Origin of the sequence: Prosthecobacter sp. (assembly GCF_044222565.1) — a bacterium.
GTDB lineage: Bacteria > Verrucomicrobiota > Verrucomicrobiia > Verrucomicrobiales > Verrucomicrobiaceae > Prosthecobacter.
This window is the reverse complement of record NZ_JBGANA010000003.1, coordinates 434,729-454,323: the sequence shown is the minus strand read 5'-3', so window position 1 is coordinate 454,323 and position 19,595 is coordinate 434,729. Positions and strand designations below refer to the sequence as shown.

14 protein-coding genes and 1 pseudogene are annotated in these 19,595 nt (G+C 60.1%); 11 read left to right on the top strand and 4 right to left on the bottom strand.

Annotated elements, in window-relative coordinates; genetic code table 11:
- Nucleotides 1–92: 92 nt before the first annotated feature.
- The 4 genes from ACILSR_RS06250 to ACILSR_RS06235 all read right to left on the bottom strand — a co-directional run bounded on the left by ACILSR_RS06250 (nt 93) and on the right by ACILSR_RS06235 (nt 5,803).
- Nucleotides 93–2,180 carry an amylo-alpha-1,6-glucosidase gene (locus tag ACILSR_RS06250; RefSeq protein ID WP_395748872.1) on the bottom strand — a complete coding sequence of 696 codons (2,088 nt, stop codon included), beginning with the start codon at nt 2,178–2,180 and terminating at the stop codon, nt 93–95.
- Complete coding sequence (gene treZ / locus ACILSR_RS06245) at nt 2,177–4,069, bottom strand: malto-oligosyltrehalose trehalohydrolase (RefSeq protein ID WP_395748871.1); 1,893 nt, start codon at nt 4,067–4,069, stop codon at nt 2,177–2,179. The genes ACILSR_RS06250 and treZ overlap by 4 nt, the downstream gene beginning before the upstream one ends.
- A gap of 107 nt (nt 4,070–4,176) precedes the next feature.
- Nucleotides 4,177–4,506, bottom strand: a complete 330-nt coding sequence (locus tag ACILSR_RS06240) for a YqjD family protein (protein WP_395748870.1) — start codon at nt 4,504–4,506, stop codon at nt 4,177–4,179.
- Nucleotides 4,507–4,702: 196 nt separating this feature from the next.
- Complete coding sequence (locus ACILSR_RS06235) at nt 4,703–5,803, bottom strand: response regulator (RefSeq protein ID WP_395748869.1); 1,101 nt, start codon at nt 5,801–5,803, stop codon at nt 4,703–4,705.
- Between the two features lie 204 nt (nt 5,804–6,007).
- Here ACILSR_RS06235 and ACILSR_RS06230 point away from each other — a divergent pair, with 204 nt between their 5' ends.
- The 11 genes and pseudogenes from ACILSR_RS06230 to ACILSR_RS06180 form a co-directional block, all read left to right on the top strand.
- Nucleotides 6,008–6,547: an RrF2 family transcriptional regulator gene (locus ACILSR_RS06230; RefSeq protein WP_395748868.1), complete on the top strand. Its 540-nt coding sequence runs from the start codon at nt 6,008–6,010 to the stop codon at nt 6,545–6,547.
- 238 nt (nt 6,548–6,785) lie between these two features.
- Nucleotides 6,786–6,974 (top strand): YezD family protein, encoded by a 189-nt coding sequence (locus tag ACILSR_RS06225; RefSeq protein ID WP_395748867.1) that lies wholly within the window; start codon nt 6,786–6,788, stop codon nt 6,972–6,974.
- Between the two features lie 53 nt (nt 6,975–7,027).
- Nucleotides 7,028–7,990 (top strand): cysteine synthase A, encoded by a 963-nt coding sequence (gene cysK / locus ACILSR_RS06220; protein ID WP_395748866.1) that lies wholly within the window; start codon nt 7,028–7,030, stop codon nt 7,988–7,990.
- A 15-nt stretch (nt 7,991–8,005) separates the two neighbouring features.
- A complete protein-coding gene (locus ACILSR_RS06215; RefSeq protein WP_395748865.1) occupies nt 8,006–8,782 on the top strand; it encodes a succinylglutamate desuccinylase/aspartoacylase family protein in 777 nt (258 codons plus the stop codon).
- A gap of 70 nt (nt 8,783–8,852) precedes the next feature.
- A complete protein-coding gene (locus ACILSR_RS06210; RefSeq protein ID WP_395748864.1) occupies nt 8,853–9,821 on the top strand; it encodes a CNNM domain-containing protein in 969 nt (322 codons plus the stop codon).
- A 269-nt stretch (nt 9,822–10,090) separates the two neighbouring features.
- Nucleotides 10,091–14,311, top strand: a complete 4,221-nt coding sequence (locus ACILSR_RS06205; protein WP_395748863.1) for a beta strand repeat-containing protein — start codon at nt 10,091–10,093, stop codon at nt 14,309–14,311.
- Nucleotides 14,312–14,424: 113 nt separating this feature from the next.
- The gene (locus tag ACILSR_RS06200; protein ID WP_395748862.1) at nt 14,425–15,876 is read left to right on the top strand and encodes an alginate export family protein; all 1,452 of its coding nucleotides are present in this window, start codon (nt 14,425–14,427) and stop codon (nt 15,874–15,876) included.
- A gap of 55 nt (nt 15,877–15,931) precedes the next feature.
- Nucleotides 15,932–16,921 (top strand): sulfate ABC transporter substrate-binding protein, encoded by a 990-nt coding sequence (locus ACILSR_RS06195; protein ID WP_395748861.1) that lies wholly within the window; start codon nt 15,932–15,934, stop codon nt 16,919–16,921.
- A gap of 100 nt (nt 16,922–17,021) precedes the next feature.
- Nucleotides 17,022–17,846, top strand: coding sequence for a sulfate ABC transporter permease subunit CysT (gene cysT, locus ACILSR_RS06190; protein ID WP_395748860.1), 825 nt, complete (start codon nt 17,022–17,024; stop codon nt 17,844–17,846).
- A gap of 71 nt (nt 17,847–17,917) precedes the next feature.
- A complete protein-coding gene (gene cysW, locus ACILSR_RS06185) occupies nt 17,918–18,775 on the top strand; it encodes a sulfate ABC transporter permease subunit CysW (RefSeq protein ID WP_395748859.1) in 858 nt (285 codons plus the stop codon).
- Nucleotides 18,772–19,488 (top strand): annotated as a pseudogene (locus ACILSR_RS06180) (sulfate/molybdate ABC transporter ATP-binding protein); the annotation flags it as partial. The gene cysW and the pseudogene ACILSR_RS06180, both read left to right, overlap by 4 nt.
- Between the last annotated feature and the right edge of the window lie 107 nt (nt 19,489–19,595).

Here is a 19,595-nt window from a genome sequence, read left to right as displayed (position 1 = left end):
CTCGTCGCTGTGCGATTATTCAGCGCTCCATGTCCGATGTTCTTCTATTAGCGGATGATGAGAACAATCGACTTTCTTGCGAATTGAGATGGTTACTGTGCGGAGTCGGCAGCCGGAGGTGGAGCAGGGTCGGGCGCCGTTGGCTCGGTTTTGACCCAGCAGCGAAGGACTTCGGCGACGGACCAGGCTTGGGCGATGCAGGCGCGCTGGGTGTAGGGGGCTTCGGCATCGAAGACTTCGCTGATGGAACCAACGCAGCCTTCATCGAGATGCTCGATGAGGCCGTGGAGGAAGTTGCGGGCACCGGCGTGGTCTTCAGGGTGAACTTTGAGCCAGGCATCGATGAAGGGACCGATGAGCCAGGCCCAGACGGTGCCCTGATGATAAGCGGCATCGCGGGCGCGAAGATCGCCGAAGTAGCGGGCCTTGTAGTCTGGGTGATCGCGCGAGAGTGAACGGAGACCGACCGGGGTGAGGAGATCGGCGCGGACTTTTTCAACGACGGCGGCCCAGTGCGACTCATCAAGCACGGGATGCCGGAGGGAGACACTGAAGATTTGATTGGGGCGGACAGCGGGGTCATCGCCGTGCTCGCCGTCCACGACATCGAGGAGGCATTTGCGATCTGGGGACCAGAAGCGGCGATTGAAGGAGTCGCGGGCTTTCTGGGCGTGAGCCTCGAAGGAACGTGCGGCGTCTTCGCCCTGCTCGGCGCGGAGCCAGCCGGAGAGGAGGCAAAGGGCATTGTACCAGAGGGCATTGATTTCGACGGCCTTGCCACGGCGTGGAGTGACGACCCAGCCATCCACTTTGGCATCCATCCAGGTGAGCTGGTAGCCTTCGGCCCCCTGGCGCAGGAGACCGTCCGTATGATCGACGCCGATGCCGAAGCGTGTGCCGCGGAGGTGGTGCTCCACTATGTCCACCAGTTTGGGCAGAAGGAGCCGAAGCGTGGCGCGATCATGCGTGGTTTCGACGTAACGATCCAAGGCATGGAAAAACCAGAGGGTGGCGTCTGCGGTGTGATAGACGCCTTCGCGCTCGCCATCAGGGAAGTAGTTTGGGATGAGTCCGTCGCGGATGTAGTGAGCGAAGGTTTTGAGGATCCAGCCTGCTTCGTGATGACGACCGGTGGAGAGCGTGAGACCTTCGAGGCTGATCATGGTATCGCGGCCCCAGTCTGTGAACCAATGGTAGCCGGCGATGACAGTGCGGACTTCGTCGCCACCGGCCTTGGCACGAGCGGTGTCTTCCACGCGCCCGGCGGGAGTAATGATGAACTGGTCTGCCGCGAGCACGAGCTCCGCCGCAGTGTCTGACTGCGCGAGCGGGCCTGCGACGCTGACGAGACGCTGACGGCGCGCAACATCCGCAGCGAGCGCTGAGGCGGGATCGATGGCGAGGATGGAAGGCCAGTCTTCGGTGGAAGCGACGAGGGTGACGGGGCGGTCCGACCGGAGATCCATGGTGAAGGCGCCGGGAGTCCAAAGCATGCCGCGGGAGTGGTAGCCGCGGTCTGCCTCGGTCTGATAGCCGATCTCGCGGACCTGGCCGCCTTCATAGCGGAAGCAGGCTTTTTCATCGCTGACATAAAGGCGCAGCGCGTAGGGCAGGCCGGCGGTGGCGATCTCATAGCGGCGTTCATTGATGAGGAGCGAATAACCAGAAACGAAAGGCTCGGCGACATCGTGCTCGTAACGGCGGAAGTGCACGGAGGGGCAGAGCTCGAGCTTTGCGCTATCCTGGCCGGAGAGGAGGCGGTAGGTGATGTGCACGGTGTTCTGCCCGTGGATGAGGAGGAGACGCTTCTCGATGGTGTAACCCCAGGCCTCAAAGACCCAGACGGGCAGACCATGCTCCAAGCGGAACTCCTTCACGTAGTGCTCCTGGGTGCCATTTTCACCAGCGGTGCGAGATTCCTCCCCGCCAATGAGAACGGAGCGGCCCTCGCTGAGGCGGAGATGCTCGGCGAGGTGATTGAGCATGACGACGCGACCGAATGGAGCGGGCAGCGCGGCAACGAGGAGACCGTGGTAACGTCTGGACACCATGCCGCAGATGGTGCCGGAGCCGTAGCCACCGAGGCCGTTTGTGATGAGCCATTCACGACGGAGGATTTCACGCGCGTTGTCTGCCTGGGCCTGGGCGACATCGATGCGGCGATTGATTTCAGCATTCATGGTGCGGAGATGGGGGTGAGAAGTGCGGCGGATTCAGCGGGGAGGTTCCAGTTGTCATCCGAGTCGATGGGAGGCGTGCCGCCACCGCCATAGCGGGGATCCTCGCTGGACCATGCAGTCTGCCAAACGCAGCCGAGGGGAGGGGCGAGCAAAGGCTCCGGCGCGGGATCGAGATGGAGGTGGGGGCCAAGATTGATGAGGAGGAGGCGGTCATTTTGATCATGACCGAAGAAGCGGAGCACGAAGGCGGAGGCGCTAAGGACAGCGCCGTCAAAGGTACCGCGCTGTGCATTGCCGAGGAGAGGGTCCTCCCTGCGCAGGGTGAGGAGATCGCGGTGAAGGAGAAGGACGTCGCTGTTTCTTTCGCGGTCGGCGAAGTCGAGCTTGCAGCGGCGGAAGGTGGCTTCGCTCTCCGGATTGGGGATGAGTTTGGCAACGTCCTCCGAGGCGATGCTGGGAAACTGGGCGAGGAACTCCTCACGACCTTTGGCGACAAGGACGGCGAGGTCTGGCCGGTGATCGGCAAAGTAGAGGAATGGAGAGGAGGCGGCGAACTCCTGGCCCTGAAACAGCATGGGGGTATTGGGGCCGAGAAGGAGGAGCGCTGTGAGGGCGCGCAGCTTTGCCGCACTGGTGAGCGTATGAGCACGACGCCCCCAGAGGGAATTGGCGATCTGATCGTGATTTTGAAGGAAGTTCACGAAGTTTCCGGGCGCGAGATCAAAGCAGGGAGTGCCGCGACGTGCCTTCTGCCATTTGTAGCGCTGCCCCTGGAAGAGAAAGCCCCATTTTGCGGAAGAGACGAACTCCTGGGAGGAGCCGTGATAGTCCGTGTAGTAGGCTTCATTGCGCCCGGTCATGGCGACGATGGCGGTGTGGTGGAAATCATCATTCCACAGCGAGTCCAGGCCGTAGCCTCCCTGCGAACGAGGGCGGATGAGGTGCGCATGCTGGCACTCGTTTTCACCAACGATGTAAACTCCGCGCCCGCGAGCGGCTGAGTGCACGCGACGGGTGATGGCGGCGAGGATGTGATCTTTTGAAGCGTCGTAGATGTTCTGGGTGGCATCCAGGCGAAGACCATCGAGGTGGTATTCTTCGATCCAGTAGGCGGCGTTTGAGAGGAAGAGCTCGCGGACGGGAGCTGAGTTATCGCCGTCGAAGTTGGGCGGCTCCCCCCAGTCCGTGGTATATCTTGATGTGAAGTAGCAGGGGGAGAACTCCTTGAGGAAGTTGCCGTCCGGACCAAGGTGATTGTAAACGACATCTAGGATGACGCCCATCTCCAGCTCATGAGCGCGGTCCACGAAGCGGCGGAAGTCGTCCGGGCTGCCGTAGAGGCGGGTGGGGGCGAAGAGGTTCACGCCGTCGTAGCCCCAGCCGAAACGGCCGGGAAAATCCGCCACGGGCATGACCTCCAGAAGGGTGACTCCGAGTTCTGCAAGATGAGGGAGCTGTGCCATGGCCGCAGTCCAGGTGCCCTCCTCAGTGAAGGAGCCGATGTGCATCTCATAGATGACCTGGGACTCGCGCGTGACACCGCACCATGCGCCGTCGAGCCACGCATAGCTCGATGGATCGACGATCTGAGAAGCGCCATGCGGGCCACTGGGCTGAAAGCGGGAGGCGGGGTCCGGGAATGAGCCGCTGTCCAGCAAGAAGCGGTAATGCATGCCGACATGCGCCGTGGGACAGAAAGCGGACCAGTACCCTCCAGCCTCTGATTTGAGCGGAATCTCCACGGCGTCCGCGAGATCCTCCCACTGAGCGAGCTGGACGGAGACTTTTTTTGAAGCCGGTGCCCAGGTGCGAAAGTGGACGCCTCCGGAGGGCTGGATTTCCGCCCCGACGGGCATGCGGCGCTGAAAATGATCCGACACAACAGACATGGGGCTAGGCTGCGATAAAAGAGGTGGGCACAAGAAAAAGCAGCGGCAGGGACGTCGAGAAACAACGTCCATGCCGTGCGCGGAAAGGCAGATAAGAAAGCGCGGGGTCAGCGCCTGGAAGAGAACAGGCTGGAAAGCACGACGCCGATGGCGAGTGCGATGCCGACTGATTTCAAAGGATGAGTGATGACCCAGCGAGCCGTCTGATCATACTGAGCGGAGGCGTAACGCTCCGCCTGAGTGACCTGACGTGAGAGGCGGTCGCGAGTCTCCTGCAGTGCGTCATTGGCATAGGCTCTGGCACGACGCGCTGCATCCATGGTGGGCTCCACGACCTGCTGGCGTGCCACTTTGAGGGTGTCATCCGCCAGCATGCGGACGTCTTTTTTGAGAGTTTCCGCCGTTACGGGCGCAGGAGAGAAGAAGGAGGTTCTCATAGTCGTAATGAAGAGAGGTTTTTATGAATGGGTTTACAACTATGATATCGCGCCGCATTAGCCGGACGGACTTGTCAAAGACGGTGTGGGAAAGAGTGGAGGAATGACACCATGATGGAAAACAGCCCCCTCCCCTGCACTGTCTCTATTTTACGCATCAGGCTCCCGCTGTATGTTTAAGCGGGAGCGCAATGGTTTAGGAATGGGAATGTGCCAGCGGCCAGGAGATGATGAACTCAGAACCCGAGCCGCAATTTTCCGCTAAGATGATGGAGCCGGACATGGCATCCACCAAACGCTTGACAATGAAGAGGCCAAGGCCGGTGGAGGATTCGTGGCCGGTGGGCTGGGCGCTGAGACGGCCATAGCGGCGGAAAAGGCGGGCGCGATCGTCGGCGGTGAAGCCGGGGCCATTGTCCCGCACGTGGCACTTCACCACTCCAGCGACGGGATGATCGAGAGTGACGACAACTTCGCAGCCGGAAGAGGAAAACTTGATGGCGTTTGAAACGAGATTTTCCAAGACCTGGGAGACGCCTTCGGGATCGCCGGTGACGTGAATGGGAAACTTGGGGATGTGCGCTGTAAGCGTGATCTTTTTGACCTGGGCGACAGCCTGGTGGCGCGAAATGACGCGCGCGAGGACATCGCCGATGCTCACGGGGATGTGCTTGATCTGGAGGTGCTCGGCGCGCTGGTTGGCGAGGAACTCCTGCATGAAAGCGAGCATGCGCTCGGTGGCGTCCATGATATTGTCCACCAGAGGGGAGCAGGCGGGGGGAAGCTCGGTGTTCTTCGTCTGAAGAAGACCGGCGCTGAGCTTCATGCCGGCGAGGCTGTTTTTCAGGTCGTGGGCGAGGATGCCAAGGATCTCGTCCTTGTCCTCCGCAAGAGCGCGGAGCCTGTCCCGTGCGTGCTTGAGAGCGAGCTGGGTGCGGACGCGCGAGACGAGTTCAGCGCGGTTGAAGGGCTTTGTCACGTAGTCCACACCGCCAGTCTCCAGAGCCTGGACGATGCTGTTTTTGTCATCGTCAGCGGAGAGAAATATGACGGGAATGTCTGCCCAGCGGGGGTGGGACTTGAGGCGGACGCAGACAGTAAGACCATCAATCTCCGGCATCATGACATCGAGCAGGATGAGATCCGGAGAATGCTGGGCGAGCTGGAGAAAGGCCTCCTCTGCATTGGACGCGAGGAAGACCTCGTAGTGCATGAGGGTGAGCACATTGCCAACGACACGGAGGTTCTCCTCCTGATCGTCCACGATGAGGATGGATTCTCGACGGGGCGTGTTCATGTGATCATGCATCCAAAAAAGATGAAAAGGAAGAACTGCTCTTTGCCATGCGTGGGAAGAGACCGCCGCGTGAGCGAATACACAAGAGGCAAATAGACAGGCTTTCCCTGATTCTAATGTGCGGGCGGGAGGCCGTCGTGAGTTTTGGCGGGAATAATCCTACTTGCTCGCTGTGGTTTGACAGGGCATAGCTACCAAAGAGATATGCGACTGACCAAACGAGGCGAATATGCGTTACGCACCATGATCCGGCTGGGCATAGCCGAACACCAGAACGAGGGCGTGATCTCGGTCTCTACACTGGCGGAGCAGGAGCACCTGCCGTTCAAGTTTCTGGAGGCCATTCTATTTGAACTGCGCACGGCCGGGTATGTGGAGAGCGTGCGCGGAAAATATGGCGGCACACGTCTGGCCAGGCCGATGAAGACCATCAAAATGGGCGAGATCGTGCGCTTGATCGACGGGAAGCTGGCGCCGATCGGCTGCGCGAGCGAGACGGAGTACGAGAAGTGCTCCTGCCCGGATGAAACCCACTGCGGACTGCGCATGCTTATGATCGACGTGCGCAATGCGATCGCGAACATTCTGGACAAGTACACGCTGGAGAACGTGGTGGAGGTGACGCTGCGCAAGCAGGAGCAATGCACGACCAGCAGAAAGCCCGCAAAGAAAAAGGCGGGAAGCCCCAAGCATGCGGACCCGGCGGACGGATTTCTGGCGGTGCTGCTGGATCAGGGCGCATAGGATTTACGAATTACGATTGATGATTTGAGGGGTGGTATGGGGAGGGATGGGTAAAAAGGAGGACTGAGCGACCAGGAGGGGCTTCTGTTTTTTGCTGGAGCGTGAAAGAGGTGGGAGATAAAATTTCTTTATTCCTACTTGCTCAGTGTATATTTATAAAATAATACATGGCGCACAGACCTGAGCATCTCTTCCACGAAAGAGATCGCACCCACGAACCACCACCAACGACGACATCATGGCCCGGCAAACCGAAGAAACTGAAGCAGAACCCTGGATCGAAATTGTGAGGCAGAAGGTGGCCGCGCTGAGATTTGGCTCCGTGCAGATCATCGTGCACGAAGGCCGGGTGACACAGGTGGAGAGCACCGAGAAGACGCGCCTGGGGGGAGAGCCCACGGTGCCACCCCTGGCACGTAAGGCGTGAGACTGACATGACCCTTTTTGACGAACGAAAAAACTTAACCTCTGAAACACACCATGTCCTACCATCAAAGCATTCTTGAGAGCATCGGCCGCACACCGTTGATCAAACTGAACCGAATCGCTGCCGGAGTGAACGCAACGATCGCGCTGAAGGGTGAATTTAAGGAGCCGCTGGGAAGCGTGAAAGACCGCATAGGGCGCGCAATGATCGAAGACGCTGAAGCGGACGGACGGCTGAAGCCGGGCACGACGATCATCGAGCCGACTTCGGGAAACACGGGGATAGCGCTGGCCTTTGTGGCGGCCGCGAAGGGCTACCGGCTGATTTTGACGATGCCTGAAACAATGAGCCTGGAGAGACGCACCCTGCTGGCGCTGCTGGGCGCGGAGGTGGTGCTGACACCGGGGACGAAGGGCATGAAGGGAGCGCTGGAAAAAGCGAACGAACTGCATGCGGCGACTCCAAACTCGTGGATCCCGCAGCAGTTTGAAAATCCATCCAATCCTGCGGTGCACCGCAGGACAACAGCGGAGGAAATCTGGAAGGACACAGAGGGGAAGATCGACCTTTTTGTGGCTGCGGTGGGCACGGGCGGCACAATCACGGGCGTGAGCGAGGTGATCAAGGCACGCAAGGAAGGATTTCGCGCCATCGCGGTGGAGCCTGCGGCCTCTCCGGTGATCACGCAGACGCGCACCGGGCAGCCGCTGGTGCCAGGGCCACACAAGATCCAGGGCACGGGCGCGGGATTTGTGCCGAAGAATCTGAACCTGGAGATCGTGGATGAAGTGATCACCGTGAGCAATGAAGACGCCATCCGCACCGCGCAGCGTCTGGCCCTGGAGGAAGGGCTGCTGGTGGGCATCTCCACGGGAGCCAATGTGTGGGCGGCGCTGCAGGTGGCGGCGCGTCCGGAAAACGCCGGAAGACTCATCGTGACCGTGGGGTGCAGCACCGGTGAACGCTACCTCTCCACCGCCCTCGCCGAAGACGCACGCAACCAAGCTGGAAAATAACTTTGCTCACATCCTATGTCCGCCATCCCCACATCATTGATTTATTCGGGAGACAGCATCCCCCGCCCCATCACACGCCGCCGCCATTTTGAGCTGCGGGAAGACACCGCCGAGATCGAGCGCGGCACCTTCATCCCAAAAATCATCTCAAAGCCCGAGAAGCCAGGCTATGGATTTAAGTTTGCCATCTTTGCCGGCATTCATGGCGATGAAGAGGCGGGCACACTGGCGGCCTTTGAGCTGATTCGCTGGGCCTCGGAGCAGCCAGCAGAACTGCATGACTATGAGCTGCACATCTATCCGGTATGCAATCCGACGGGGCGCAGGTCCAACACGCGGCACTCCATCAAGGGGCTGGATTTAAACCGGCAGTTCTGGAGCGAGTCCGACGAGCCGGAGGTACAGTATCTGGAAAGCGAACTGCGCCGGGAAAAGTACGACGGCATCATCTCGCTGCATTCTGACAGCGAAAGCGAGGGGCTCTATGGATTTGCAGGCGGCTCCTTCCTTAGTGAGCACCTGCTGCTGCCCGCGCTGGAAGAGGCGTCTGCGATCCTGCCGCGCAATGACGCGCAGGTGATCGACGGCTTTCTGGCGGAGCGTGGCATCATCCGTGAGGGCTACCTGGGCATGCTGACCGCCCCTGCGGAGCAGTTTCCGAAGCCGCTGGAGATCGTGTTTGAGACACCTGCTCTCGCTCCACTGCCCCATCAAGTGGCGGCGACGGTGCGCGGAGTGAAGACGATTCTGGAGCGCTACCGCGAGCTGCAGTCCTATGCTCCAAACCTGTGAGTAGTGCCGGCGCTGCCATGGATAAACAGGCGGCAGCTCGGCAGGGGCCCGCCCTGAGGCCCCATGCACCATGATTCTCTTTTTACTCCTCATTTCCGCCACGGTACTGGCGGTCTCCTTCATCTGCTCGATGAGCGAGGCGGTGCTGCTGACGCTGAATCCGCTGGATCTAAAACTGCAAGAAAGGCGCGGGATGAAAAACGCCGCGCACTGGCTGGCGATGAAGAGCCAGATCGAGCGGCCGATCTCGGCGATCCTGTTTTTCAACACGCTGGCGAACACCGGTCTGGCCACGCTGGCGGGCGCGCTCTTCAGTGCGATCTACGGCGCGGAGTGGCTGTGGGTCTTTTCCATCATCATCAGCGTGGCGGTGCTTTTCGGCGGCGAGATGGCTCCGAAGATCATCGGCGTGCATCATGCAGCCCGGCTGGCACCGCAGATCATCACGCCGCTGCGGGCGATGCTATGGGCATGCCATCCCCTGGTGCTGCTGATGGAGAGATTTTGTGAGAAACTCAAGCACGGTACAGGCGAGCAGCGCGGCCGGAGCGACCAGATCATGGACATCATCACACTGGTGCAGTCCGCACGCGCGGAGCAGCTGCTGCACAACCGCGAGGAGATCATCATGATCCATGCGGCAACGCTGAGCGCACGCCTGGTGAAAACGGCAATGGTGCCGCATGCGGCGGTGAAGATTTTTGACCTTCGCAAGACGCTGGCGCAGAATGTTGCGGACCTGGGGCCCAAACTGCACCGCAGCTATCCAGTGAGTCCGGACGGCAGCGCCATCAACATCTGCGGCTATGTGCGTGTGCGTGAGCTGTTTGTGCAGAATCTGCAAACACCGCAGGCGGAATGGACGAATCTCATCCGGCCGGTGATGCACATTGACGGGCGGGCCTCGCTAACACAGCTGCTGACGTTGTACCTGGAGCAGCACGAGATTGCGGCTCTGGTGGATAACCAGGCGGGCGAGATGTGCGGATGGATCACGATGGATGATGTGATGAAGGTGCTGATGGGCGCGCGGGTGTGAGGCCGGTCCTTCGATGAAGCACGATGAGTGGAGATGGCGTGGCAGAAGCTTCGTCAATTTTTAGCGAAAAAGTCGATATCCTATTTGCCGAATAGGACTTAACGCTGCACTTAATTCCTATTATTTTGATATGTTTGTTCTTTCAACGTCCGAGGACGGATGGAAGAATGAGTGCTGATCCGACACATCGGAAGGCCCAAGGCTGAATCCCCCTGCACTGCGTGACCGTCATGAAACGGAGCGACGGGCCCCCTTCCCCCGATACTCCCATGCACACGCTGTCCCTACGTTTCGTCCTGGCACTCTCCCTTGCCTCCTTGTCCGCACCCGCGGCCACGCTGACGTGGCTGGGAGATGTGAATACGAGCTGGGCAGGCGGAAGCAGCGGAGTGAATACAAACTGGAACAGCAGCAACACCTTGCCCGCCAATGGCGACAGCCTGGTCTTTGATCTGACGACGGCGGGCGTGGCGAATCTTTCGAACACGAATGATCTGACCGGCCTCACGCTAGGCGGCACGAATGCGCTGAACTTTGCGAATGATGCCGGGACGAACACGGGATTTACGCTGACGGGAAATGCCGTCACTTTGGGAGGAAACATCACCTCCACGGGCACCACCGGCACGCATACGCACACGCTGAGCCTGGGGCTGATCCTGAGCGGCACGCGAACGGTGACGGCGGCGTCCACAACGACCTTTGTGATCGAAGGACCGATCAGCGAAAGCGGCGGCTCTTTTGGCTTCATCAAGTCTGGCACGGGCACGACGGTGCTGTCTGGGACGAACACATTCAGCGGAGCGGTGTCGGTGAGCCAGGGGACGCTGAGCGTGAGCAGCATCGCAGACAGCGGTGTAAGCAGCGCGCTGGGAGCGGGCGGTGTGATCAACCTCGGCAGCGGCACCACGGCGGCGGGTGCACTGACCTACACGGGTGCGGCAGCCTCCACGAACCGCACGGTGAACCTGGCGGCCACCACGACAGGCACGGCAACGATCAACAGCAACGGCACGGGAGCGCTGGTCTTCACCGGGACGTTCACCAATGCGGGCACGGGCGCAAAGGTGCTGACGCTGGGCGGCAGCAGCCTGGACAGCAATGAGATCCGCAGCGTGCTGGGAAATGGCAGCGGCACGCTTTCACTGACGAAAACAAACGGCGGCACGTGGCTGCTAAGCGCGGTGAACACCTTCATGGGGAATGTTTCCATCAACCAGGGGATTCTCGAGGTGAACAGCGTGGCCGATGGCGGTGTGAGCAGCGCGCTGGGTGCGGGCGGTGTCATCAACTTCGGAAGCGCTGCGCAAACTGGGACGCTGAGCTACACGGGCGCGGCGGCATCGATGAACCGAACGATCAACCTCAATTCCACAGGCGCAGGAGGCGCGACGATCGACGCGAGCGGCACGGGAGCGCTGGTGCTCACGGGCAATGTGACCAATGCGGCCACATCCGGGAGCAAGACGCTCACGCTGAATGGCAGCGCCACAAACAACGATTTTCAGGGAATCATTTCAGATGGCGGACTCGGCGGGGTGGTGGCGGTGACGAAGGGAGACACGGGCACGTGGATTCTTTCCGGGCTGAACACCTTCTCGGGCGCGGTTTCGGTGAATCGCGCGACTCTCTTTGTCAACAGCGTGGCGGACAGCGGTGTGGCAAGCGCGCTTGGCGCGGGCACGACGATCAACCTGGGAAGTGGCGCGCAGGCGGGCGCGCTAAATTACACCGGCACCGGCGGAACAACGAATCGTGCGCTTGTGCTGGCATCTGCTGGGTCGGGCGGCGGCACCATTACGAACAGCGGCAGCGGGGCTCTGATTTTTACCGGCGGCTTTTCCAATGCGGGCACGGGGGCGAAGACATTCACGCTGAATGGCAGCAACGCGGGCGCCAATGAAATCCAGGCGGCACTGACGGACAGCAGCGGCGGTGCGCTGACCGTGGTGAAATCAGGCGCGGGTGCGTGGACACTCTCCGGTGCAAGCAGCTTTACCGGCGCGGTCTCGGTGAATCAGGGCACGCTGACGGTGAACTCGCTGGCGGACAGTGGCACGAGCAGCGCTGCGGGCGCGGGAACGTCGATCAATCTGGGAAGCACAACGCAGACGGGAACACTGAACTATACGGGAAGCGGGACATCCACGAACCGCAATATCTCACTGCCAGCCACAGGTACGGGAGGCGGGTCGGTGACCAACAATGGCACCGGAGCACTGATATTTACAGGTGTGGTCTCCAATGCAAACGCGGGAACGAGGACGCTGACCCTGGGTGGCAACAACTCGGGAGCAAACGAATGGAAAGGCGTGCTGGCGGATGGCGGCGGCACGCTGGCAGTGACGAAGGCGGACGCAGGCACGTGGATTCTTTCCGGCGTGAACACTTATACCGGTGGCACAACTCTGAGCGCGGGGACCCTGGTGCTGAACGGCGACTATGCACTCGGCTTTGGGACACTGACACTGGGCGGAGGCGCGCTGGACAATGGCAGCGGCGCGGCGCTGACGCTGAGCACGAGCAATGCGGTGGCATGGAATGGGAGTGTGGCATTCATCGGCACGAACAGCCTGAACCTTGGCACGGGAACCGTGACGATCGGCAATGCGAACCGGGACATCACGCTGAACAGCGGCAGCACACTGACAATGGGAGAGGTGCAGTGGAACTCGATCAGCGGCACACGCATCCTGACGGTGAATCAAGGAACAGGCAGCGGCGCAACGCTGGTGCTGGGCGGATTTCAGCTCAACGTCAACGTGGACACTGCGGCGCGGAACCGCACGATCACCGGTACGGGAAATGTCACGATCAACGGCGCGGTGGTGAACGGCAACGCCTTTGCGAATGGTCTCATCTATTCAGGCAGCGGCACGCTCAGTCTGACGGCTGGCAACAGCTACACGGGCGCGACCATTGTGAACGGTGGCACCCTGGCGCTGAATGGCAGTGGCAGCGTTTCGACTTCATCGAGCCTGACGATCAATGCAGGCACGGTGGATGTGGGAGAAACGAGCGCGGGTGTCAGCGGCGGTGTGACTTTGGGCGCTGTTGCGACGACGGTGGGCGGGCAGACCATCAACCTCGTCAGCAGCCTTGCGGGAGGCAGTTTTACCCCCGGCGGAAATCTGACCTACAATGTGGGAAGCGCAGGATTTGAAAACGGACAAGCGACGATCTCCACGGACCTGGTGCTAACAGCCGACCGCACGCTCACAGTGAACAACAGCCCAAACGCGGCGGTGGATGTGCTGGTGTCCGGCGTCATCAGCGGAGGCTTTGGCCTGGTGAAGGGCAACGATGGAACACTGCGACTGGAAGGAAACAACGTCTATACCGGACAGACGCAGCTGAACAACGGCGTGACGGAAATCGATTCACTCGGAAACATCGGGGTGGCAGGCTCCCTCGGCACCGGGGACAAGGACGCCACGTCGGGGATCATCCGTTTTGGCAGCACGGCAAACACCGGCACGCTGAGCTACCTCGGCGGCGGGGACAGCAGCAACCGGCGCATTCAGATCGGCAGCGGCACGGGGGCCGCGGCTACTGGCGGCGCAACGATCCTGAGCAACGGAACCGGGGCGCTGGTATTTACTGCCAGCACGTTCAACAGCGCCGTGACGGTGGGCGCCACCGGAGCCGGAACGGCGCGGGTGCTGAGCCTCGGAGGCGGCAACACGAATGAAAACACGATCCAGGGCGCGATCACCAACAACACAGGCGCAGGAACCAGCGGCACCAATGCAGTGGCGGTGGTAAAGCAGGATGCCGGACTGTGGATTCTCGCAGGAGCGAGCACCTACAGCGGAAGCACCACGGTGAGCGGTGGCACACTGGTGCTGAACAACCGCACGGGATCTGCCACGGGCAGCGGCAGCGTGATCATCGGCAGCGGTGCGAGCCTCGGCGGCAGCGGCGCACTGGGAACCAGCGGGACGGTGACGCTGCAGAGAGACGGCACGCTTTTTGCGGGACAAGCGGGCGTGAATGATGCGCAAATGCTCATGCTGCGGGCAGATGCGGGATACTCGCTGAGTGGAGCGATCGTGCTCGATATCACGGATGGTGGTGCGAGCGGAGCGCTGAATGCACAGGCGGGGAACAATGACTTGATCGACTTCAATGGTGGCACGATCACGCTTGCAGGTGCGACGCTGGAGATTCATACCAACCTGCCAGCCACCAGCGAAGCGTGGACGGCGGGATCGACGTGGAAGCTTTTCGACTGGACCAGCGTGAGCACGCGTTTTGACAATCTTCCAGAAAGCGAGCAGCAGGGAAATGTGAGCGGCCTGCCGGACCTCAGCGGCATCGGGCTGGAATGGGACTGGAGCCATCTGTATTCCGATGGAACGCTGTCCTTGGGCGTGCTCGCAGCCGTGCCTGAGCCCACACGGGCCATGCTGCTGCTGCCGGGACTCACCGGTGTTCTGATGCTTCGGCGCAGACCGCGCCAGGCCGCAACGCCACTTCTTGTGCATTAAAAATTTTAATTCCTACTTGCCGTATATATTTTTGTCAGATAATGATCGAGCCACGCCGCTGGCATGCTCGCCCTGACATCAACACCCACAATACAAACCCGAACACGCCAGACATGAAGACAAAAAACACCCAACGGAGAAAGGTCGGAATTCACGAGGCATTCAAGACCGGAATCCTGCTGCTTCTAGCAGCAGGTGCTGCCACAGCCGCAGAGCCAAAGAAAATCACACGCGGCACCTTTTATCAAAATCCCCTCAGCTTCGGAACCACGCGGGACACGGATCCGCCGAAGTTCGCGCGCAATGCCAGTGAACTTGGCATCGACTCCCTGCTGAACACGAAGTGGCTGGACATCGGCCTCGACTACCGCTTCCGCTATGAGTACCGGGACAACGACATCCGGCGCGTGAATGCATCGCTGGACCAGCCGTTGCTGCACCGCACGCGGGCCTACGTTGGCATCAAGGACATCCTGGACCCGTTCCGCTTTGCCTTTGAGATGCAGGACTCACGGCGTGAGAACAGCCAGTATGCACGTGACAACCGCGATGTGAACGAGTTCGCGATCACCCGCCTGTATGGCGAGCTGTATTTCAAGAACATGCTCGGACACGACGCCATCGGAAACATCCGTCCGCTCAGCGTGCGCTACGGAATTCACAACTTCGAATTCCTGGACCGCCGCCTCCTCGCCAACAACGAATGGCGCAACACGGCGAACACCTTCAAAGGATTTGTAGGCAGCCTGGGCCAGGAGAGCAATGACTGGCAGGTGGATCTGCTGGCGGTGCAGGCGCTGAACCGGCAGAAGTACGCCTGGGACAGCCCGGTGCCGAAGCAATGGGTGTATGGAGTGATCGGCCACTGGAGAGGCTGGTCCGACATTGTGACACTGGAGCCCTACTACCTGGCCATGAACCAGTCTCCCCTGCCTGGCATCACCACCTATCAGGTGCACTCGCCAGGTCTGCGCGCCTACGGCGTGGTGGGCACCACCGGCCTGGATTATGATTTCAGCTTCACCTATCAGACGGGCAGGAACGGAACCCGGAGCATCCAAGCCTATGCAGGCACCTTTGAGGTAGGCTACACCTGGACCTCCCAGCCATGGAAACCCCGCTTGAGCCTCTTTTATGGATACGCCAGCGGCGACCACAACCCCAACGACAACAAGGACAACCGCTTTCAGCGCTTCTACGGCTTTGGCCGCGCGTGGTCGGCGAATGATTACATCGCCTATCAAAACATCAGCACGCCCACCGTGCGGCTGGAGATCAAGCCCAGGCACAATCTGCGCCTTGACATGAACTGGAGCGCCTACTGGCTGGACAGTGCGACGGATGTCTATTCGGTGGGCAATGTGATCCAGGTGCAGGACAAGAGCGGTGCCAGCGGAAACTTCCTCGGCAACGAATATGACATCCGCGCACGCTACGCATGGGATGCCAAGACGGAGATCACCGTAGGCTACTCCTATTTCCAATCGGGTGGCTATGTGAAGTCACAGCTGCACCGGGACCACACGAACTTCGCCTATTTCCAGCTCAGCCGCCGCTTCTTCTAAAACGTGTCCAGGCTTATTTGCAACTGACTACCACAACATACTATCTTATTATATCATGAAAACATACCTCCCACTCCTCTCCACCCTGCTGCTCAGTTTCACGGCTCACGCGGCGGATTTTGAACTGCTCAATGTCTCCTACGATCCCACGCGGGAGCTGTATTCGGAATTCAACAAGGCGTTTGCAAAGCACTACAAGGAAACCACGGGCAAAAAGGTCAGCATCGACCAGTCGCACGGCGGGTCGGGCAAGCAGGCGCGGGCGGTCATCGACGGCCTGGAGGCCGACGTGGTGACGCTGGCGCTGGCGGGAGACATTGACGTGATCGGGCAGCAGGCTGGGCTGATCGCGAAGGACTGGCAGAAGCGACTTCCAAATAGCAGCGCGCCGTATACGAGCACGATCGTATTTGTGGTGCGCAAGGACAATCCGAAGAACATCCAGGACTGGGATGATCTGGTAAAGGAGGGCGTCAACGTGATTACTCCGAATCCAAAGACATCCGGCGGTGCGCGGTGGAACTATCTCGCGGCCTGGGCCTACGCACTGAAGAAGACGGGCAGCGAAGCGAAGGCAAAGGAGTTCATCTCCGCATTGTACAAAAACGTGCCGGTGCTGGACACGGGCGCACGGGCCGCGACGACAACCTTTGCGCAGCGCGGCATCGGCGATGTGTTTCTCTCCTGGGAAAACGAAGCGTGGCTGATCCAGCGCGAGTTCCCCGGGCAGACGAAGATCATCGTTCCGAGCCTGAGCATCCTCGCCGAGCCCACCGTGGCCGTTGTGGACAAGAATGCGGAGAAAAAGGGCACTGCAGAAGTGGCCAAAGCCTACCTGGAATACCTCTACACACCTGAAGCGCAGGACATCATTGGCAAAAACTACTACCGCCCCCGTGATGCGGCGGCAGCGGCGAAGTACAGCGCGCGCTTTCCGAAGCTGAACCTCGTGACCATCGACGGCGATTTCGGCGGCTGGAACAAAGCGCAGAAGAAGCACTTCGACGACGGCGGCATTTTTGACCAGATCTACCAGAAGAAGTGACCTGATGGCACCCTCTGCCGGCTTTCCGGAATGCGCCTCTTTTCATGAGGCGCATTCCTGCTGACTCTCCTCACTCAAGCAACCTCGATCCTCCACACTCTTGTCCCGACCACGTCACATCCTGCCTGGGTTCAAGCTGTCACTCGGCTTTACCATCACGTATTTGAGCCTGATCGTGCTCTTTCCGCTGTCCATGCTGGTGTGGAAAGCCACAAGTGGCAGCTGGGAGCATGTGGTGAACACACTCACGCAGGCGCGGGTGATTGCATCGCTGAAGCTGAGCTTTGGCACCGCCTTTGCAGCGGCACTGGTGAATGCGGTGTTTGGGCTCATCACCGCCTGGGCGCTGGAGCGCTATTCTTTCCCAGGGAGGCGGCTGCTGGACGCGATGGTGGACCTGCCCTTCGCGCTGCCGACGGCGGTGGCGGGCATCGCACTGGTGACGCTTTATGCGCCGAACGGATGGATCGGCGCCTGGCTGGGGCATCATGACATCAAGGCGGCCTACGCGCCGCTGGGCATCACCATCGCATTGACGTTTGTAGGGTTTCCGTTTGTGGTGCGCACGCTGCAGCCGGTGATCGCGGATCTCTCCATGGATGTGGAGGAGGCTGCGGCCTGCCTGGGCGCGAATCGATGGCAGACCATGACGCGGGTGGTCTTCCCTGCCCTGCTACCTTCGACTCTCGCAGGCATGACGCTGGCCTTTGGCCGTGCTGTGGGTGAGTACGGCAGCGTGGTGTTCATTTCGGGCAATCTGCCGTTTAAGACGGAGATCGCTCCGCTGCTGATCACGATGAGGCTGGAGGAGTATGATTACTCCGGAGCGGCGACGATCGGCGTGGTGATGCTGGCGGCGTCGTTCACCATTCTGGTGGTTTCAAATTTACTCACAGAGTGGAGCCGGAAGAGGACGGGCAGATGAGGCAGTGATGCAGCAGAGCCCAACGCACACAGGACGATTTAGAGACGACGCAGAGCAATTGGTATTTTTTTATGGCAGCAATCATTGAGACACACATCCGGACCACGAGGCCGCGCAAGGCGACGGCGGATTCATTTTTTACGCGTGGTCTCATCATCGGCACGGCAGTGACATTCATGGGGCTGATGTTTGTGCTGCCGCTGGTGATCATTTTTCAGGAGGCGTTCCGCAAGGGCTGGGAGGGTTTCACCGGGGCGTTTGATGACAGGGCGACGATGCACGCAATCTGGCTGACGCTGAAGGTGGCGGCGATCACGGTGCCGCTGAACACACTTTTTGGCCTGGCGGCGGCATGGTGCCTTTCGCGCTTTCAGTTTCGTGGCAGGCGGTTCCTTGGCTCTCTCATCGAGCTGCCTCTGTGGGTTTCTCCGGTGATCGCGGGCATGATCTATGTGCTGCTGTTTGGGGCGCAGGGGCTCTTCGGCCCCGCGCTGAAGGAGCATGGGATCAAGATCATCTTCGCTCTGCCGGGAATCGTCCTGAGCACGATCTTCGTGACCTTCACCTTCGTGGCGCGGGTTCTGGCCCCTCAGATGGAGGCGCAGGGGCAGGCCGAAGAAGAGGCGGCGATGACGCTGGGCGCGAACGGATTTCAGATGTTCTGGCGCGTGACGCTGCCGAAGATCAAATGGGGGCTACTGTATGGCATCATCTTGTGCAACGCACGGAGCATGGGCGAGTTTGGCGCGGTGTCCGTGGTGAGCGGCCACATCCGCAACAAGACCAACACGGTGCCGCTGCACATCGAAGTTTTGTACAATGAATACCAGTTTGTCCCAGCCTTTGCCGTCGCCTCCGTGCTGGCTTTGCTGGCGCTGGTGACGCTGTTTTTGAAAACTCTGACGACCACACAACGAGGAGCAGCATGAGCATCCACATCAACCACATCTCAAAAACATTTGGCAGTTTCCAGGCGCTTAAAAACGTCGATCTCGAAGTGAAGACAGGCGAGCTCGTGGCGCTGCTGGGGCCGAGCGGCAGCGGCAAGACGACTCTGCTGAGGATCATCGCGGGCCTCGAGTTTGCGGACGCGGGCGAAGGGAGCATCCAGTTTCATGGCGCAGACGTGACCAATCGCAGCGCTTATGAGCGCAAGGCGGGCTTTGTGTTTCAGAACTATGCGCTATTCAATCACATGACGGTGGCGGAAAACATCGCGTTTGGCCTGCGGGTGATGTCGCGTGCCACGAGGCCGGACAACGAGGAGATCGACAAATCCGTAAACGAGTTGCTGCGGAGGATCGCGTTGGAGGGGTACGGCTCGCGCTATCCTTCCCAGCTCAGCGGCGGGCAGAAGCAACGCGTGGCGCTGGCGCGCGCGCTGGCGGTGGAGCCGCAGGTGCTTCTACTGGACGAACCGTTCGGCGCGCTGGACGCCAAGGTGCGCAAGACGCTGCGCAAGTGGCTGCGGCAGTTTCATGAGGAGACAAAGGTCACGACGCTGTTTGTGACGCATGACCAGGACGAGGCGTTTGAACTGGCGGACCGAGTGGTGGTATTGCACGAGGGAGACATTCAGCAGATTGGCTCGCCGCAGCAGCTCAGGGAGCATCCGAAGAACGAGTTCGTGGCGGATTTTTTGGACTGCGTGATGATTTGAGCGGGCGGAACTGCCTTGAGATCTTAACGTGTTTAAACGCTCACTTTGCTGATACTTCCGACCACACGAAGATCGTGAGCCTCGTGGTT

Excerpts from the sequence above, each read along its gene's own strand:
- ACILSR_RS06205 (WP_395748863.1), top strand. The coding sequence starts at position 10,091 with ATGCACACGCTGTCCCTACGTTTCGTCCTGGCACTCTCCCTTGCCTCC.
- ACILSR_RS06230 (WP_395748868.1), top strand. The coding sequence starts at position 6,008 with ATGCGACTGACCAAACGAGGCGAATATGCGTTACGCACCATGATCCGG.
- cysW (WP_395748859.1), top strand. The coding sequence starts at position 17,918 with ATGGCAGCAATCATTGAGACACACATCCGGACCACGAGGCCGCGCAAG.
- ACILSR_RS06210 (WP_395748864.1), top strand. The coding sequence starts at position 8,853 with ATGATTCTCTTTTTACTCCTCATTTCCGCCACGGTACTGGCGGTCTCC.
- ACILSR_RS06200 (WP_395748862.1), top strand. The coding sequence starts at position 14,425 with ATGAAGACAAAAAACACCCAACGGAGAAAGGTCGGAATTCACGAGGCA.
- treZ (WP_395748871.1), bottom strand. The coding sequence starts at position 4,069 with ATGTCTGTTGTGTCGGATCATTTTCAGCGCCGCATGCCCGTCGGGGCG.
- cysK (WP_395748866.1), top strand. The coding sequence starts at position 7,028 with ATGTCCTACCATCAAAGCATTCTTGAGAGCATCGGCCGCACACCGTTG.
- ACILSR_RS06225 (WP_395748867.1), top strand. The coding sequence starts at position 6,786 with ATGGCCCGGCAAACCGAAGAAACTGAAGCAGAACCCTGGATCGAAATT.
- ACILSR_RS06215 (WP_395748865.1), top strand. The coding sequence starts at position 8,006 with ATGTCCGCCATCCCCACATCATTGATTTATTCGGGAGACAGCATCCCC.
- ACILSR_RS06235 (WP_395748869.1), bottom strand. The coding sequence starts at position 5,803 with ATGAACACGCCCCGTCGAGAATCCATCCTCATCGTGGACGATCAGGAG.
- ACILSR_RS06240 (WP_395748870.1), bottom strand. The coding sequence starts at position 4,506 with ATGAGAACCTCCTTCTTCTCTCCTGCGCCCGTAACGGCGGAAACTCTC.
- ACILSR_RS06195 (WP_395748861.1), top strand. The coding sequence starts at position 15,932 with ATGAAAACATACCTCCCACTCCTCTCCACCCTGCTGCTCAGTTTCACG.
- ACILSR_RS06250 (WP_395748872.1), bottom strand. The coding sequence starts at position 2,180 with ATGAATGCTGAAATCAATCGCCGCATCGATGTCGCCCAGGCCCAGGCA.